The organism is Pantoea sp. Ep11b, assembly GCF_040783975.1.
In the GTDB taxonomy this organism is placed as follows: Bacteria; Pseudomonadota; Gammaproteobacteria; order Enterobacterales; family Enterobacteriaceae; genus Pantoea.
In genome coordinates this window covers 3,648,469-3,663,205 of sequence record NZ_CP160631.1, presented here as the reverse complement: position 1 = coordinate 3,663,205, position 14,737 = coordinate 3,648,469, and the positions used below count along the sequence as shown (strand labels likewise).

General features: G+C 56.6%; 15 protein-coding genes. 11 read left to right on the top strand and 4 right to left on the bottom strand.

From position 1 onward, the window contains the following. The first annotated feature begins 294 nt into the window (after positions 1-294). The 3 genes from AB1748_RS17190 (at position 295) to AB1748_RS17180 (ending at position 1,962) form a co-directional block, all read left to right on the top strand. Entirely contained in the window at positions 295-459 is a 165-nt protein-coding gene (locus AB1748_RS17190; RefSeq protein WP_004571242.1) for a general stress protein, read from the top strand. 503 nt (positions 460-962) lie between these two features. Beyond that, the gene (locus tag AB1748_RS17185; protein WP_111140753.1) at positions 963-1,445 is read left to right on the top strand and encodes a ferritin-like domain-containing protein; all 483 of its coding nucleotides are present in this window, start codon (positions 963-965) and stop codon (positions 1,443-1,445) included. A 10-nt stretch (positions 1,446-1,455) separates the two neighbouring features. Next, entirely contained in the window at positions 1,456-1,962 is a 507-nt protein-coding gene (locus AB1748_RS17180) for a ferritin-like domain-containing protein (RefSeq protein WP_111140752.1), read from the top strand. Between the two features lie 67 nt (positions 1,963-2,029). Here the strand turns inward: AB1748_RS17180 and treF are convergent, their stop codons facing one another. Together treF and AB1748_RS17170 are read right to left on the bottom strand one after the other, a co-directional pair. Continuing rightward, positions 2,030-3,688 carry an alpha,alpha-trehalase TreF gene (gene treF, locus AB1748_RS17175; protein ID WP_111140751.1) on the bottom strand — a complete coding sequence of 553 codons (1,659 nt, stop codon included), beginning with the start codon at positions 3,686-3,688 and terminating at the stop codon, positions 2,030-2,032. A 351-nt stretch (positions 3,689-4,039) separates the two neighbouring features. After that, on the bottom strand, positions 4,040-4,897 hold the full coding sequence (locus tag AB1748_RS17170; protein ID WP_111140750.1) for an SDR family oxidoreductase: 858 nt from the start codon (positions 4,895-4,897) through the stop codon (positions 4,040-4,042). A 98-nt stretch (positions 4,898-4,995) separates the two neighbouring features. Between AB1748_RS17170 and AB1748_RS17165 the strand changes: the two genes are divergently transcribed. The 7 genes from AB1748_RS17165 to AB1748_RS17135 all read left to right on the top strand — a co-directional run bounded on the left by AB1748_RS17165 (position 4,996) and on the right by AB1748_RS17135 (position 12,023). Beyond that, positions 4,996-5,376, top strand: coding sequence for a helix-turn-helix domain-containing protein (locus AB1748_RS17165; RefSeq protein ID WP_111140749.1), 381 nt, complete (start codon positions 4,996-4,998; stop codon positions 5,374-5,376). A 787-nt stretch (positions 5,377-6,163) separates the two neighbouring features. After that, the gene (locus AB1748_RS17160) at positions 6,164-7,576 is read left to right on the top strand and encodes a cytochrome ubiquinol oxidase subunit I (RefSeq protein ID WP_111140748.1); all 1,413 of its coding nucleotides are present in this window, start codon (positions 6,164-6,166) and stop codon (positions 7,574-7,576) included. Position 7,577: 1 nt separating this feature from the next. Then, the gene (gene cydB, locus AB1748_RS17155; protein WP_111140747.1) at positions 7,578-8,582 is read left to right on the top strand and encodes a cytochrome d ubiquinol oxidase subunit II; all 1,005 of its coding nucleotides are present in this window, start codon (positions 7,578-7,580) and stop codon (positions 8,580-8,582) included. 1 nt (position 8,583) lies between these two features. Next, a complete protein-coding gene (locus AB1748_RS17150) occupies positions 8,584-8,751 on the top strand; it encodes a DUF2474 domain-containing protein (RefSeq protein WP_111140746.1) in 168 nt (55 codons plus the stop codon). 280 nt (positions 8,752-9,031) lie between these two features. Further along, entirely contained in the window at positions 9,032-9,898 is an 867-nt protein-coding gene (locus AB1748_RS17145; protein ID WP_367395821.1) for a helix-turn-helix domain-containing protein, read from the top strand. Between the two features lie 743 nt (positions 9,899-10,641). Further along, entirely contained in the window at positions 10,642-11,421 is a 780-nt protein-coding gene (locus AB1748_RS17140; RefSeq protein ID WP_111140743.1) for a siderophore-interacting protein, read from the top strand. A gap of 71 nt (positions 11,422-11,492) precedes the next feature. Continuing rightward, positions 11,493-12,023 carry a PadR family transcriptional regulator gene (locus AB1748_RS17135; RefSeq protein WP_367395820.1) on the top strand — a complete coding sequence of 177 codons (531 nt, stop codon included), beginning with the start codon at positions 11,493-11,495 and terminating at the stop codon, positions 12,021-12,023. Between the two features lie 3 nt (positions 12,024-12,026). On the opposite strand, the gene AB1748_RS17130 is transcribed toward AB1748_RS17135, so the two are convergent. Beyond that, positions 12,027-12,323, bottom strand: a complete 297-nt coding sequence (locus tag AB1748_RS17130) for a SelT/SelW/SelH family protein (protein WP_111140741.1) — start codon at positions 12,321-12,323, stop codon at positions 12,027-12,029. 478 nt (positions 12,324-12,801) lie between these two features. On the opposite strand from AB1748_RS17130, the gene AB1748_RS17125 reads away from it, so the two are divergent. Next, positions 12,802-13,299 carry a CinA family protein gene (locus AB1748_RS17125; RefSeq protein WP_111140740.1) on the top strand — a complete coding sequence of 166 codons (498 nt, stop codon included), beginning with the start codon at positions 12,802-12,804 and terminating at the stop codon, positions 13,297-13,299. A gap of 25 nt (positions 13,300-13,324) precedes the next feature. Here AB1748_RS17125 and AB1748_RS17120 read toward each other — a convergent pair whose 3' ends face one another. After that, complete coding sequence (locus AB1748_RS17120; protein WP_111140739.1) at positions 13,325-14,308, bottom strand: MDR family oxidoreductase; 984 nt, start codon at positions 14,306-14,308, stop codon at positions 13,325-13,327. Between the last annotated feature and the right edge of the window lie 429 nt (positions 14,309-14,737).

Below are 14,737 nucleotides of genomic sequence, written 5' to 3'. Positions count from 1 at the left end.
TTTACTATTTTTTCAATTGGACATTTTTCGAAAATGATCGATTAATAGGGCGCGGCTTTTTATGTGAAAAAGCATTGCCGCGTCGTTGCGCTTCTTTCGAATAGACGCGCAGCGATAGTTTAAACACGTTATCAATCCAGGATAGGTAACTCTCTCTAATAATCCAGAGCGTGACGGATTGTTATTTTGTTGCTTGATCGGTCCGATTTTCTGTCTACATTTAGATTGCTGAATCGGCCTGATGAAGCATTAACTGTGCAAATTCTGATTTTTAATTTCAAAGAGGAACACAGAATGACTCAATATCGTGGTGGGGCCGGAAATTTTGCGGCTGACAAAGAGCGTGCTGCGGAAGCGGGACGTAAAGGTGGCCAGAAAAGCGGCGGGAACTTCAAGAACGATCCCGAACGTGCGATTGAGGCAGGGCGTAAGGGAGGGAAGGTAAGTCGCCGGAGCTAAACGAATCTGATGCTGCTGTCAGGGCTGTGGATGCCGTTTACCGGGCTGTAAAAGATCTCTTTTATTTTCCTGCAAGATAATTATATTCTGAATTGTGTCGCTGTTGAATCAACAGCAGGCAAAGACGCCGTTAATTAAACCGGAGAGGCTTCCTTTCCGGTTTTTTTTATTTCCGATCGATTAAAGCTATACCATTTAATAAAACTTTGTACAGGTAATGCCTGGCCGGTGCAATTTTTATGCGCCAGATTGAAAAATGTATACAGCTATTTATAAAATTGTACAAATTGCAGCTTGGCTGACGAAGCGGCTGCAGGAAAAAGAATTAAGAGCTAACGTGTTGCTGTAAAAGGGGAAAGTGCATCTGATATGCTACTTTTGTCTTAAATTTATACCGATGCGGTGGGCGATATTATAAATCTCCACTAGACTTTCCGTGTGTCAACGAAATGACTGGCGTTGCGTTATTAACGGCGCAGCTTTTTTAACAGTGAGGCTATCTTATGACAGTGAAAACGTTAAATGACCTGTTCATCCACGACTTGTCCGATGTCTACAGCGCTGAGAAACAGATAACCCGTGCATTGCCTAAAATGGCGCGTGCTGCCAGTGACGAAAATCTTATCGCTGCCTTTAATCAGCATCTGGAAGAGACCCGTGCGCAGATTGAGCGACTGGATGAACTGGTGGAGGTCACACCTGAGGTCAGAATTAAACGAATGAAGTGTCATGCGCTGGAAGGGCTGGTCGAAGAAGCGCAGGAGATTATCGAATCCGTCGAAAAAGGCGAAATCCGCGATCAGGGGCTGATCGGTGCGGCGCAGAAGGTGGAGCACTATGAGATTGCCACTTACGGTACGCTGCATGCGCTGGCGCTGAAGCTGGGGTACACCAAAGCGGCAGAGTTGCTGGAGACGACCCTGAATGAAGAGAAGCAAACGGATGAGAAGCTCACCTCGGTAGCCGAAGCGATTACTGTTTCTTAAGGAGAACGACATGACTGCGATTGAACATTATCACGACTGGCTGCGCGACGCGCATGCTATGGAAAAACAGGCAGAAAGCATGCTCAGCAAGATGTCGGGCCGTCTTGAACACTATCCGGCACTGGAGCAGCGTCTGGCTCAGCATCTCGACGAGACGAAACATCAGCTGACGCTTCTGGAACAGCTGCTCGACAGCCACGGTATCGACCACTCAGTGATGAAAGATGCGATGGGTAAGATGGCGGCCACCGGTCAGGCTGTCGGCGGGATGTTCAACTCAGATGAAGTGGTCAAGGGCGCAATCAGTGGCTATGTTTTTGAAAATGCCGAAATCGCCAGCTATACCAGCCTGATCGCCACGGCTGAACAGGTCGGTGACGCGCAGGGCGTTCGCATACTGAGTGAAATCCGCGATCAGGAAGTGGCCATGGCGGAGTGGCTGCTGCAGCATATTCCTGAAGTCACACAGCAGTTCCTGCAACGTGCCTCACAGCCGGGCACCGAAGCGAAGAAGTAGTCCCGCAGGATGACCTGCATGAAAAAGCCGGGCGAACCCGGCTTTTTGCGTTGCTGGTGTGACGGACTCAGTCCGCCATCAGATGGCCATACATCGTCATCAGCTTACGCGTGACGCCGTTGGTCCAGCCAAAACCATCCTGGAGCGGATATTCGCCCCCGCCGCCCGGACGGGCGCGTTCGCCGCTGATGTCATACTTCTCGACCAGCTTATGGTGCAGCTGGTAGAAGTTATTCACGGTATTAAGCCAGTTCACCGCCACTTCCGTCGCCAGCGTCTCTTCACCGTAGTTGTTCAGGCCGACGATCGCCATCCACTGCATCGGTGCCCAGCCGTTGGGCCGATCCCACTGTTCGCCGCTCTCTACCATCGAGGTCAGCAGGCCGCCATTGCTCAGCAGCAGGTGACGCAGGGAGATCGCCTGCAGGTGCGCCTGATGCGGCGTTGCCAGCCCGACAAACAGCGGAACCACCGACGCCACGGTAAAGGCACCGAAACGCTCACGCCGCCAGTCGTAGTCGCGGAAGACGCCAGCGGTGCTGTCCCACAGATAGCGGGTGATCGCACGTTTACGCGCTTCGGCCTTTTTCTGCCACGCCAGCGCGGTCAGCTCTTCGCCCTTGGCGTGCGACAGGGTGGCGATCATCAGCTCCAGCTTGTACAGGAACGCATTCAGATCGATAGGAATAAATTGTGTGGTGCGAATGCTCGACAGCCGTTTCGGGTTACGCAGCCAGCGCGAGGAGTAATCCCAGCCCGATTCCGCGCCCGCACGCAGGTCGCGATAGACCTCGCTGGCCGGACGTTTCGATTCGCGGGCGGTTTCCACATCTTCCATCCACGACTCATCGCGCGGCGTATCGCGGTCGTCCCAGTAGCGGTTCAGCAGCGAACCGTTCGGCATCCGCACGACATGGCGATAGGCCTGATTAGGCATCAGCGACCCGGCGCCATCCATCCAGAACTGATACTCCTTCATCAGCTGTTCCTGATAGCGTTTCGCCCCGCGCACGCCATCCTCTTCGAACAGCTCGACCATCAGCGCAAAGACCGGCGGCTGCGAGCGGCTGAGGTAGTAGGTCCGGTTGCCGTTGGGCACATGACCGTAGTTGTCGATCAGCCAGGCGAAGTTATCCGCCATGTGACGCAGCAGGTCGTCACGGCCCGACTCCGCCAGGCCGAGCATGGTGAAATAAGAGTCCCAGTAGTAGGTTTCGCCAAAGCGGCCGCCCGGCACCACATAGGGTTTCGGCAGCGGCAGCAGCGATGAGTGCGGCATATGCTGCTGCGGCATTTTGGTCAGGACCGGCCACAGATCATCGATATGCTCGTTGAGCGTTTTATCCGGGTTGGAGACATAAAAGCTTTCGTTTACGCCAGGCAGATAAAAGTGATCGGCGACAAAACGCGACAGGTCGAAGTCGCTGCTGCGTTTCTGACGACGATAGCGCATCAGCACATCCAGCGGATCGTACTTTGGCGAACAGTCGGGGAAGGTTTTGCTGTCCTCGAAGATCCGCGACATCTGGACATGTTCAAACAGTTCCAGATAACGATCGGCAGGCGTGAGCGCATCCGGGGCAGGCAGGCCTTCAATCAGCTCCGGCTCCGGTTCGGAATCCTGCATACGCTCCAGTTTCAGTTCATGGGGATCGTATTGATACTCAACTTCCGCCCCGGCACGAACCTCTTCAAGTGCATTCTGTTGCTGGCGATAAGTATTAATAGCGGCCTCCTGAGCGGTCGGGGTTGCACAAAGGACAAATTATAGCCTCCCCGACCTGCGGAACAACAATGCAGAATATCTATGAACGTAATAAAAATTGTCTATTAATCGAGGTTTTTTAATAAATTTCAGTCAATTCAACCAAATATAGCGCTGTTCACCAAAAACACATTTCGGATGAATCTCTTAGCGGCCTGAATTTAAAAAATTAACCTGAAGAAAATCGACGTCTGTTAACATTCTGACACAGAATCCCGGGCCGGAAAGGGGACAAAAAATGGCATACGCAACGGGAAAGCGGGGCGGACGGCGGCGCTGAGCGGGAGGGGCTCCCGCTCAGCATCTGGCGCATCAGGCCTTCGCCAGCGCAGCGCGGATCACCGCCTGCCACGCGGTCGTCGGACGGCCGGTCAGGCTGCTCAGCTGACGGGAATCACTGAAAAGCGCGCCTTTCTCTGCACCTGCATCGGAGTCAGCCAGCATCTCTGCCAGGCCTTCCGGCAATCCGGCGCTTTTCAGCGCGGCCGCAAACTCAGCCTGGGAAAGATTCACGTAATCGACCTTTTCACCACTCTGCGCGGCGATTTCGGCCGCAAACGCCGCTAGCGTATAACTGTCGTCACCGGCCAGCTCATAGACTTTCCCGGCCTGGTCCGGCCGGGTCATCACTTCCGCCGCGGCATCCGCGTAATCCTGACGCGCAGCCGAGGCGATGCGGCCTGTGCCCGCCGCGCCGATAAATGCATGGTGTGCCAGCGCTGGCGGAATGCTGGCGGCGTAGTTCTCGGTGTACCAGCCGTTGCGCAGCAGAGCGAACGGAATGCCTGAATCTCTCAGCAGCGCTTCCGTGGCGCGGTGCTCCAGCGCCAGGCCCAGCGGCGAGGTATCCGCATGCAGCAGGCTGGTGTAGGCGATAAAGCGCACGCCAGCGGCGCGGGCGGCCGCAATGACTGCCCTGTGCTGCGCTTCACGCTGGCCGACTTCACTGCCGGAGATCAGCAGCAGTTTTTCCACACCGGCAAAAGCGGCCTCCAGCGTCTCTGGCTGGCCGTAGTCGGCCTGGCGGACGATGACGCCCTGTGCGGCCAGATCGGCGGCTCTGGCGGGCGTACGCACCGCGGCGACGATCGTCTCTGCCGGAACTTTCTTCAGTAGTGCTGCAATCACCTTACGGCCGAGCTGGCCGGTTGCGCCTGTCACTGCAATCATGATCTTTCTCCTGTGGCTGTTGGTGAAATTCAGACTAGGGGATAAACTAACTTTAAGTAAGTACTTACAGAATTGTTAGTGTGGGAAAGGCAAAGTAAATGGCTGAAAAACTGAGTGAAAAATTTATTCGTGGCGAACTGCTTAACGTTGATTGCCCCTCGCGTGACGTCCTGAAGCGGGTCACCAGCCGCTGGAGCGTACTGATTCTGCTGGCGCTGCAGGACCAGACGCTGCGCTTCAGCGCGCTGCGCCGGGCCGTCGGCGGCGTCAGCGAACGGATGCTGGCGCAGAACCTGCGTTACCTGGAGGAGGATGGTTTTGTGCAGCGCATCGCTTTTGATGTGGTGCCGCCGCACGTTGAGTATCGCCTGACACCGCTCGGTCGCGAGGTCGGGGAGCAGGTCGTGGGGCTGGCGGACTGGCTGGAAGAGAATCTGGGCCGGATTCTGGCGCAGCGCGGCAGCCTTCCGGCAGCCTGAATTTCCGCGCTGGTGGTCAGAATGTGACGACACCGGCATTTTTTAATCTGCAATTCTGCTTTTCGGCCCAGCGCATTTCTGCACCGTCACCGTGCCACCGGCAGGGTGGCGCAAATAACCCAGCCGGCCTCCCAACTTATTGCCGCTAATTAAATCGATTTATCCGGTCCGGGCCAGCAATAATCTGCGGCCTGGCTTTCATTGTTAATTCATCCGTAAATTTTGACTCATTTTATTAACATTCCTGCGGCCTCTTAATTCCCGGCTCCGCCGTTTATTTTGTCAGAATCCCCGACGGGATCTGCCGGAGTAAAACCAAAAATAAAACAAAGCGGCAGAGACGGCTGTTTTCAGGTTTAACCTGTTAAGAAATAAGATGATTTCATTTTTCCTGCGTCACTTTTCGGCCCGCGTGGTCAGTGTGATCAGCAAAATAGTGTCTGAAAACAGGCCGTTGAGACCCTTTTTCAGGCGGAATTTGTGTTCGCCGGCCCGCTTTTTAATGCGGCAAATACCGTAACATTAATGACACAAAAACACCCTGTGGTTAACCTTTAAGCCTTATTTTTAAATAGATAATTCCTGCTAAAAACAATGATCAAAATCAAAAAAGACTGTTATAGTTTTCATTAACCCCACTGTTTCTGTTTCCTCGCCGCGAATAGTTCTAAATTTGCGGCGGGAATTTCAATAAGCGCAGAGAAGTCGCGTATCAGGCTTAAGTTGTTAATTATAAGTAAATACATGGTGTTCTATGTGGCAAATCTATGTGGCAAAGAGGTAAGCAATGTTCGGATTAGATGCCTTTCATCTGGCCAGGATACAGTTCGCATTTACTGTTTCCTTCCATATTATCTTTCCCGCCATCACCATCGGTCTCGCCAGCTTCCTGGCCGTCCTCGAAGGTATGTGGCTCAAAACCCGCGATCAGACCTATCGCGATCTCTACCACTTCTGGTCGAAAATCTTTGCCGTTAACTTCGGCATGGGTGTGGTCTCCGGGCTGGTCATGGCCTATCAGTTCGGCACCAACTGGAGCGGCTTCTCGGAGTTTGCGGGCAGTATCACCGGTCCGCTGCTGACCTATGAAGTACTGACGGCGTTCTTCCTGGAAGCGGGCTTTCTGGGCGTGATGCTGTTCGGCTGGAATCGCGTCGGTCCGGGTCTGCACTTCTTTGCCACCTGCATGGTCGCCCTGGGCACGCTGATCTCCACTTTCTGGATCCTGGCATCCAACAGCTGGATGCACACCCCGCAGGGTTATCTGATCCAGAACGGCGTGGTGGTTCCGCAGGACTGGCTGAAAATCGTCTTTAACCCCTCATTCCCTTACCGCCTGTTCCATATGTCGGTGGCGGCCTTCCTGGCGAGCGCTTTCTTTGTGGGATCGTCGGCGGCCTGGCATCTGCTGAAGGGCAACAATAATCCGGCTATCCGCAAGATGTTTTCCATGGCGCTGTGGATGGCCCTGATTGTCGCCCCGATTCAGGCGATGATTGGTGATGCGCACGGTCTGAACACCCTGGAGCATCAGCCAGCCAAAATCGCGGCGATCGAAGGACACTGGGAAAACCCGCCGGGCGAAGCGACGCCGCTGATCCTGTTCGGCATCCCCGATATGGAGCAGGAGCGGACCAAATATGCGCTGGAAGTGCCTTATCTCGGCAGCCTGATCCTGACGCACAGTCTGGATAAGCAGGTGCCGGCACTGAAGTCGTTCCCGAAAGAGGATCGGCCGAACTCAACGGTCATTTTCTGGTCCTTCCGCGTAATGGTGGCGCTGGGCCTGCTGATGATTACGCTGGGTGTGGTCAGCCTGTGGCTGCGCTTTAAAGGCCGCCTCTATGAGTCGCGTCCTTTCCTGTGGTTTGCGCTGCTGATGGGGCCATCGGGTCTGATTGCGATTCTGGCGGGCTGGTTCACGACAGAGATTGGTCGTCAGCCGTGGGTCGTCTATGGCGTACAGCGAACGGTTGATGCGGTCTCCGCGCATGGCGACATGCACATGAGCATCAGTCTGCTGGCCTTTATTCTGGTTTACAGCTCGGTATTTGGCGTGGGGTATCACTATATGATGCGCCTGATTAAGCAGGGACCGGTTGTCGGCGAAGGTCACGTTACCGAAGAGGGCGGGCCCGGTCAGAAGAAAACCCCGGCACGTCCGCTTTCCGCTGCCACCTTTAAGGATGGAGAGCACTAAGATGATCGATTTTTCCGTAATCTGGTTTGTGATTATCGTCTTCGCAACCCTGATGTATATCGTGATGGATGGCTTCGACCTGGGGATTGGTCTGCTGTTCCCGTTCAATAAAGATGCCGGTGAGCGCGACATGATGGTGAACACCGTCGCGCCGGTCTGGGATGGCAACGAAACCTGGCTGGTGCTGGGCGGCGCGGGCCTGTTTGGTGCGTTTCCGCTGGCCTACGCGGTGATCACCGACGCGCTGTCGATTCCGCTGACCGCCATGCTGATTGGCCTGATTTTTCGTGGTGTCGCCTTTGAGTTCCGCTTCAAGGCGGTTGAAGGCCACCGGGCATTCTGGGACAAATCCTTTATTGCGGGTTCGGTCATCGCGACCTTCAGTCAGGGGGTGGCGGTCGGCGCTTTCCTGGATGGCATCCCGGTTGAGGGCCGTCGCTTCGCCGGTTCGGCCATGGACTGGCTGGCGCCGTTCCCGCTGTTCTGCGGCCTGGGTCTGGTCGTCGCCTATGCGTTGCTGGGCTGCACCTGGCTTATCATGAAGACCGAAAACGAGCTGCACCGTAAGATGTCCGCGCTGGCGACGCCGCTGGTCATCGCGCTGTTAGTGATCATCGGTATCGTCAGCCTGTGGACGCCGTTCTCACACGCGGACATCGCCCATCGCTGGTTCAGCCGGCCAAACCTGTTCCTGTTCCTGCCGGTTCCGGTGCTGGTGCTGCTCTGCTCGTGGGGAATTGTGCGCGCCATCAAGCGCGAGGCGCACTACTCGCCGTTCCTGCTGACGCTGGCCCTGATCTTCCTGGGCTTCTCCGGGCTGGGTATCAGCGTCTGGCCAAACATTATTCCGCCATCGGTCACAATCTGGGATGCGGCATCGCCACCGCAGAGCCAGGCCTTCATGCTGGTCGGTAGCCTGCTGATTATCCCGATGATCCTGGGCTACACCTTCTGGAGCTACTACGTGTTCCGTGGAAAAATCAAAGCAGACGCAGGATACCATTGATATGAAAAGCCTCAGCAGCATGAAAGACCACAAGGACGAAACGAAAGCCCCCTGGTGGAAGCGTGTGATGTGGCTGGTCGTTATCTATGCCGCCAGCGTACTGGCGCTGGGCGTTGTTGCCTCGCTGTTCCGTATGATGATGACGGCAGCGGGCATGCGCAGCCATTAGTCGCAGGCAGCAGAGAGCCGATCCTTTTGCAGGGGCGCTCTCTGCGATATGCCCGGTGCGGGCGGCCTGCTCCTCACTCTGAGGTGCGCCCGTCACGCCGGGTAGTGTTACGTGAAAGGCTGACGCGGGTCAGCCTTTTTTAATTAGTAACCTAAGCAATTAATGCGGTATGCCGCTGAAATCGCGGTTTATCGCACCTCTCATCTTATGGCGAATGGCGATTTTTGCTATTCTCTTGTGCCGAAAATTCCAGCGCTAAACTGCACCGTAACTTGCCATCATGCTCACTCAGGCCATTAAAAAACAGCACATCAACGATCTGGTTGAGTGGATAGAAGCCAATCTCACCGACGACCTCAATATCGATCAAATCACCCTCAAGTCCGGGTATTCCAAGTGGCACATGCAGCGCATGTTCAAGGAGATGACCGGGCAGACGCTGGCGGCCTATACCCGCAAACGGCGTCTGACGATGGCGGCGATGGCGTTGCGACTGACGCGCATGACGCTGATCGATATCGCCGTTCGTTTTGGCTTTGATAATCAGCAAAACTTTACCCGGGTTTTTAAAGGTCACTTTTCGCTGACGCCTGGCGCGTTTCGCCGCATTCCCCATCTGCCGGTAAAGAACTTTCATGGTCGCATCCTGGTGCGAACCCTGGCCGAGCGCGCAACGCTGGTGGAGCGCGAGGAAGCGCTGCCTCTGTGCGGTGAGACGCTGGAGTGGGAGTGTAAGTTTGGAGATTACATCGCCGATCGCGACCACCGGGTCGCCAGTCAGGCGCGGCAGCTCGTCGCGCTGGCGGGCAGCAGGGTGACGCAGGGCTGGCTGGGTTTTCAGTATGGCCCAGGCTACAGCTCTGCCGACCAGCAGAATATCAGCCTGTTTCAGGCGCTGGAGCCGCAGCATGCCGGGCTGCTGGGAGAGACCACCCGCTGGCACGAGGAGTGCGGCCTCTACGCGTCGCTCCGCTGGAGCGGCAAACCGGAGCAGCTGACGCGCTTTATCGAAGATATCTACTATCAGCATCTGCCCGCGCTGGGCGTGTCGCGCCGTCCGGGCAAAGATCTGCTGCGACTCGATTTCGCGCACTGCAGAGCCGACTGGCTGAGCGGCGTCTTTTCCATTCCGGTGACGCAGGCGTAAGCAGCCGGGCAGGGGAATGGCTCATTCATCTTTCGTGCGGTATACCGTGACAAACCGCACGATTTTATAAAATAACGCGCCCGACTGGCGTAAAATCCTCCTCCGAAACCTCATCATACCTTAATCATCGTGCATCTGTGATGGGGCTGGAATATTCATCTGCATTTCAGGCCGTTTCCGGCCAGAACGACAACCGAAGACCACTATGCGACGCTTATTGATTTCACTTATTCTGGCATTGCCTGTTATAGCAGTGGCGCAGCAGGCTGAGCCTTTCTCACCGCCTGACGGACTGCATCCGCATGCTCAAAGCTCTCAGCATGAAATTCTGGGCGACGGGGAGCTGCCGGCGCACACCACTTCCCACTCTTCTCTCTCCGGATTTAACGACACGCTGTAAGCGTGGCTGCGCTGCCAACATCTGCGGCGCACAACCGTGTCCGGCTCAGCAGCAGCCGGACGCGCTTACGCAATCCGACGCCTGGCTCCTTTTCACCTGCTCTATCTGTCTGACTTTTCTGCTGGCTACGACGCTCTTCCTGCCTCTCTTTTCTCTGTCGCTCCTGCGCTGGATGACGCCTCGCGTCCGTTGCGTAAAATATATCTTATCCCGGCCGATCGCATTTTTCGTTCTTGTGCTGAAGATATATCATAGCTAATCTTCTGGCTTCAGATGCGAATGATTGTTATTTAACTCCGGCGCGCCCCGGCCTGCGGGCACACCGGTTTCCGGGAGAGACACTTTGCCTTTATCAGCGAACCCACGCACGCCGCAGCGCGTCCGTAATGAATTACGTTTCCGTCATATTGAAGTGGTCAGTAAAACGCGGGTCGCCGGTCATTTCTGGCGCATCCGCTTCAGCGGCAGCGATCTGGCGGGCTTTACCTCGCCAGGCTTTGACGATCACATCAAAGTCTTCTTCCCGGCTGACGATACGCCACTCGCTCTGCCGCAAATCACGGAAGAGGGGATTGTCTGGCCGGAGGGGCAGCGTCCCCAGGCGCGGGACTACACGCCGCTGGCGTTTGATGGTGAGTCTTCACTGACCCTGGACTTCTATATTCACCAGCAGGGTGTAGCCAGTGACTGGGCAACGCGGGCACAGCCGGGCGATCGGCTGATTATCGGCGGGCCGCGCGGTTCGCTGGTGGTGCCGACCGATTATGCCTTCCAGCTCTGCGTCTGCGATGAAACCGGTCTGCCTGCCTTTGCGCGTCGTCAGCGTGACGTTCAGGCGCAGGCGCTGCATCTTTACGCCTTTACCGATAGCGCGACGGGCCGCGACTATCTGTCGGAGACGGATAACCTCACAGCACACTGGCTCGGCAGCGGTCAGATGCAGAAGGCGCAGATCAGCGAACTGATGGCCCGGCTGGATGCGATCGCGCTGCCGGCAGAGGATTACTTTATCTGGCTGACCGGCGAGGGGGAGGCGGTGAAAGCCCTCTCGGACTACTTCACGCTGCAGCGCGGCCTCGACAGCCGCTTCGTGCGGGCGGTGGCCTACTGGCACGCGAAGTAGGCGGTTACGGTAATTGAGTTTTGTCAGGCGGCGAACTACCATCAACCTCCTTTTTCTCCGCAGGGCAGGCCATGAAACCGTATCCGACTTCCACTTCCTCTGACGCGCAGGCTGGCTGCGGCGGGCGTCGTAAACGACGTGAAAAAATGCTGGAAGCGAGTGAGATCCGCCTGCTGATGCTGCACTTTCTGGAACAGCGTGCGGCGCACGGCTATGAGCTGATTAAGTCGGTTGAGGAGCTGTCAAAGGGAGAGTATTCACCGAGTCCGGGAATTATCTATCCCAATCTGACGCTGCTGGAGGAGATGGAGGCGATTCAGGTGGTGGATGCGCAGGCCACACGCAAAGCCTATCGCCTGACGCCCGCAGGCAGGGCGCAGCTGGCCGAACAGCGTGAAATGGTTCTCAGCCTGATTGCGCGGCTCTCTTCACTGGCGGTGCTGGTCAACAACCGCAGCATTCCTGCCGTGGAGCAGGCGATTCACGGGCTGAAGGTCGCGCTGAATCGGCGGCTGGCGCAGGAGGATATCTCAGACGCCGCGCTGCAAACGCTGATTCAGGCGCTGCATGACGCGGCAGAGAAAATCACCGGCAGCGAATAGCCCTTAGCTGATTTCCGTTTTGTGCTTGTCGATATGACCCAGCGTGCGGTCCGGGAAGCAGATGTCGCGCACGCGCTGCTTCAGCGTGGTCGCGTCGGGGAAGCCGCCATCGCGCTTACGTTCCCACAACAGATGCTCATCCAGCGTAATTTCAAAGACACCGCCGGTGCCCGGTTTCAGTGTCACTTCCGCCAGATCCTCCGCAAAAGTGTGCAGAAGCTCCTGTGCCATCCACGCTGACCGCATCAGCCAGTTGCACTGCATACAGTAATGAATAACAACCACCGGTTTTTGCGCCATCACTCTCTTCCTTTATGTATTAATAAATGCAGATGCATTCGGGTTAAAAATCTGTGCGCTGTGGTGAGTTATCCCGTTAAACCTGCCAGAGGGCATAGAGGCGGGTAAAAAGTCTGGATCGTCGGCATGGTGCTCATGCCTGGTGCCGCGTTGACCGCGTGCTTTTTTATGCTGCCGGCAGGCAGGGAGGCGAAGAGTAACAACTAATCCGTGGCTGCGCGCCTCTGCGACCCGTTTTTCAGCGATTGACGCAGCTTCCCGCCTGCCTGCGGAGAGGCCGCGCGGCCGCGTGTACGCGCTGCCGGACAGCCTCTGCCACGGCGCGCTCAGCCCGATCCTCAGGGTCATGCTAAGTGTAACCCGCCTGATATTCAACCCTGATTTCTGGCCGTTTCGCTTTTAAAAACATTGCTTTGCGCGCTTTTAATTGCCGATTTTGCGCTATACCTGGAGTGCCTGACAGACTGAGGAGACCACTATGGCGACATCACTTGATCAGACCGCTGAACAACTGGGTAAAATTTTACTCGCTTCCGGATGGCATCTGACCACCGCTGAATCCTGCACCGCCGGGCTGATCAGCATGACGCTGGCTGCAGTAGAGAGCAGCGGCGACTTTTACACCAGCGGCTTTGTGACCTACAGCGAAAACGCCAAAATCCGCCTGCTGGGAGTACATCCCGACACGCTGAAGCAGCATACGGCGGTAAGCGAACAGACGGCGAGGGAGATGGTGCAGGGGGCCTGCGCCCGTTCGGGTGAACCGGTGGGATTATCGATTACCGGCTATGCCGGGCCGGATGGCGGAGACGATGGTACCCCGGCGGGCACCATCTGGTTCGGCTGGATGCTGCCGGATGGCACGGATGAGGCGGAGTGCCACCAGTTCAGCGGCGATCCAAAATCCGTGATGGAGCAGGGCACAGAGTTCGCGCTGCAGGGGCTGATCAAACGGTTACGGCGGGCCGCCCGCTAGAGGCGCGCACCGCACCTTTCTGGATTCAGCGACAGTCGACGATCAGCCGACCCTGCACACGGCCCTCCAGCAGAGCCTGCGCGCCCTCTCTGGCTTCGCTCAGCGGGATCACCCGGCTCAGCCTGCTGAGCCGTTCGCTATCCAGCAACTCACCGAGGCGCTGCCACGCCTGCTGGCGAAGCGGTTTCGGACACATCACGCTATCGACACCGGCCAGGGTCACGCCACGCAGGATAAAGGGCGCGACGCTGGCTGGCAGGTCGAGCCCCTGGGCCATGCCGCAGGCTGCGACCACGCCGTCCCGCCGGGTGGCGGCCAGGACATTCGCCAGCGTGTGGCTGCCGACGCTGTCGATGGCGGCGGCCCACTGCTCTTTAACCAGCGGTTTGCCGGGCTGTGAGAGCTCTTCACGATCCATCACCGAGGTTGCGCCCAGAGTGTCGATTAACCAGCCGTGGTCGCTGGCGCGTCCGCTCGACGCCGTGACCTCATAGCCCAGACGCGCCAGCAGGCTGACGCTATAGCTGCCGACGCCGCCGCTGGCGCCGGTCACCAGCACCGGCCCCCGTTCCGGCGTGATGCCCTGCTTTTCCAGCGCCATCACACAGAGCATCGCGGTCAGGCCCGCCGTGCCGATCGCCATTGTCTGCAACGGACTCAGCGTGGCGGGCAGCTTCACCAGCCAGTCACCACTGACGCTGGCTTTCTGTGCCAGGCCGCCCCACTGTTTTTCACCGACGCCCCAGCCCGTCAGCAGCGCCACATCATCCTCTTTCCAGTCAGGATGGCGGCTGGCCGTCACCCGGCCAACAAAATCGATACCCGGCACCATCGGAAACTGGCGCACGATCGGGCCTTTATTGCAGATCGCGAGGGCATCTTTGTAGTTCAGGGATGAGTAGCTGACGTCGAGCGTGACATCGTGGTCGGGCAGTTGGGATTCGGGAAGATCTTTCAGCAGAGAACGGTAACCCTGTTCGTCATTTTCAATGACCAGTGCCTTGAACATGCAGCCTCCGGCAGAGTGGAAAAGAGAGGCTAAGTCTACGCCAGGCGGTTGCAATGCGGTAGGGCACGGGGTGCGTGTGCGGGCCAGCAGAGCGACGGCCTGGAAAATACGCGTTTAACGCTGGCAGGCATGAGTGCATAAATCTGCATATATTTCATATAATTAATCGTGCCTGAAAAGGCTGTTGTTTGGATTATGGTATATAAATCATAAGGTTGAGTTTTAATTCAATGAATGAACAATTCCCGTCTCTGGCTTGTCGGTGCTTAAAAAAGATGACATGATGAGCGCCACTTTTTTGACCCTGCTTCTTCACCATCGAGGACGTCGCCATGTCCGGTTTACCGCGCATCCGCCCGTCTTACCGTTCGCGTTTTCCGGCGCACTGCGGGCTTTTCTCTTTCCCGATCTCTCCGTTACTGACCATGC

What these genes read in the sequence shown, in the direction of transcription:
- AB1748_RS17135 (WP_367395820.1), top strand. Translation starts at nt 11,493, where the DNA reads ATGAAACCGTATCCGACTTCCACTTCCTCTGACGCGCAGGCTGGCTGC.
- AB1748_RS17180 (WP_111140752.1), top strand. Translation starts at nt 1,456, where the DNA reads ATGACTGCGATTGAACATTATCACGACTGGCTGCGCGACGCGCATGCT.
- AB1748_RS17160 (WP_111140748.1), top strand. Translation starts at nt 6,164, where the DNA reads ATGTTCGGATTAGATGCCTTTCATCTGGCCAGGATACAGTTCGCATTT.
- AB1748_RS17125 (WP_111140740.1), top strand. Translation starts at nt 12,802, where the DNA reads ATGGCGACATCACTTGATCAGACCGCTGAACAACTGGGTAAAATTTTA.
- AB1748_RS17165 (WP_111140749.1), top strand. Translation starts at nt 4,996, where the DNA reads ATGGCTGAAAAACTGAGTGAAAAATTTATTCGTGGCGAACTGCTTAAC.
- AB1748_RS17170 (WP_111140750.1), bottom strand. Translation starts at nt 4,897, where the DNA reads ATGATTGCAGTGACAGGCGCAACCGGCCAGCTCGGCCGTAAGGTGATT.
- AB1748_RS17150 (WP_111140746.1), top strand. Translation starts at nt 8,584, where the DNA reads ATGAAAAGCCTCAGCAGCATGAAAGACCACAAGGACGAAACGAAAGCC.
- AB1748_RS17145 (WP_367395821.1), top strand. Translation starts at nt 9,032, where the DNA reads ATGCTCACTCAGGCCATTAAAAAACAGCACATCAACGATCTGGTTGAG.
- AB1748_RS17120 (WP_111140739.1), bottom strand. Translation starts at nt 14,308, where the DNA reads ATGTTCAAGGCACTGGTCATTGAAAATGACGAACAGGGTTACCGTTCT.
- AB1748_RS17190 (WP_004571242.1), top strand. Translation starts at nt 295, where the DNA reads ATGACTCAATATCGTGGTGGGGCCGGAAATTTTGCGGCTGACAAAGAG.
- AB1748_RS17185 (WP_111140753.1), top strand. Translation starts at nt 963, where the DNA reads ATGACAGTGAAAACGTTAAATGACCTGTTCATCCACGACTTGTCCGAT.
- cydB (WP_111140747.1), top strand. Translation starts at nt 7,578, where the DNA reads ATGATCGATTTTTCCGTAATCTGGTTTGTGATTATCGTCTTCGCAACC.
- AB1748_RS17130 (WP_111140741.1), bottom strand. Translation starts at nt 12,323, where the DNA reads ATGGCGCAAAAACCGGTGGTTGTTATTCATTACTGTATGCAGTGCAAC.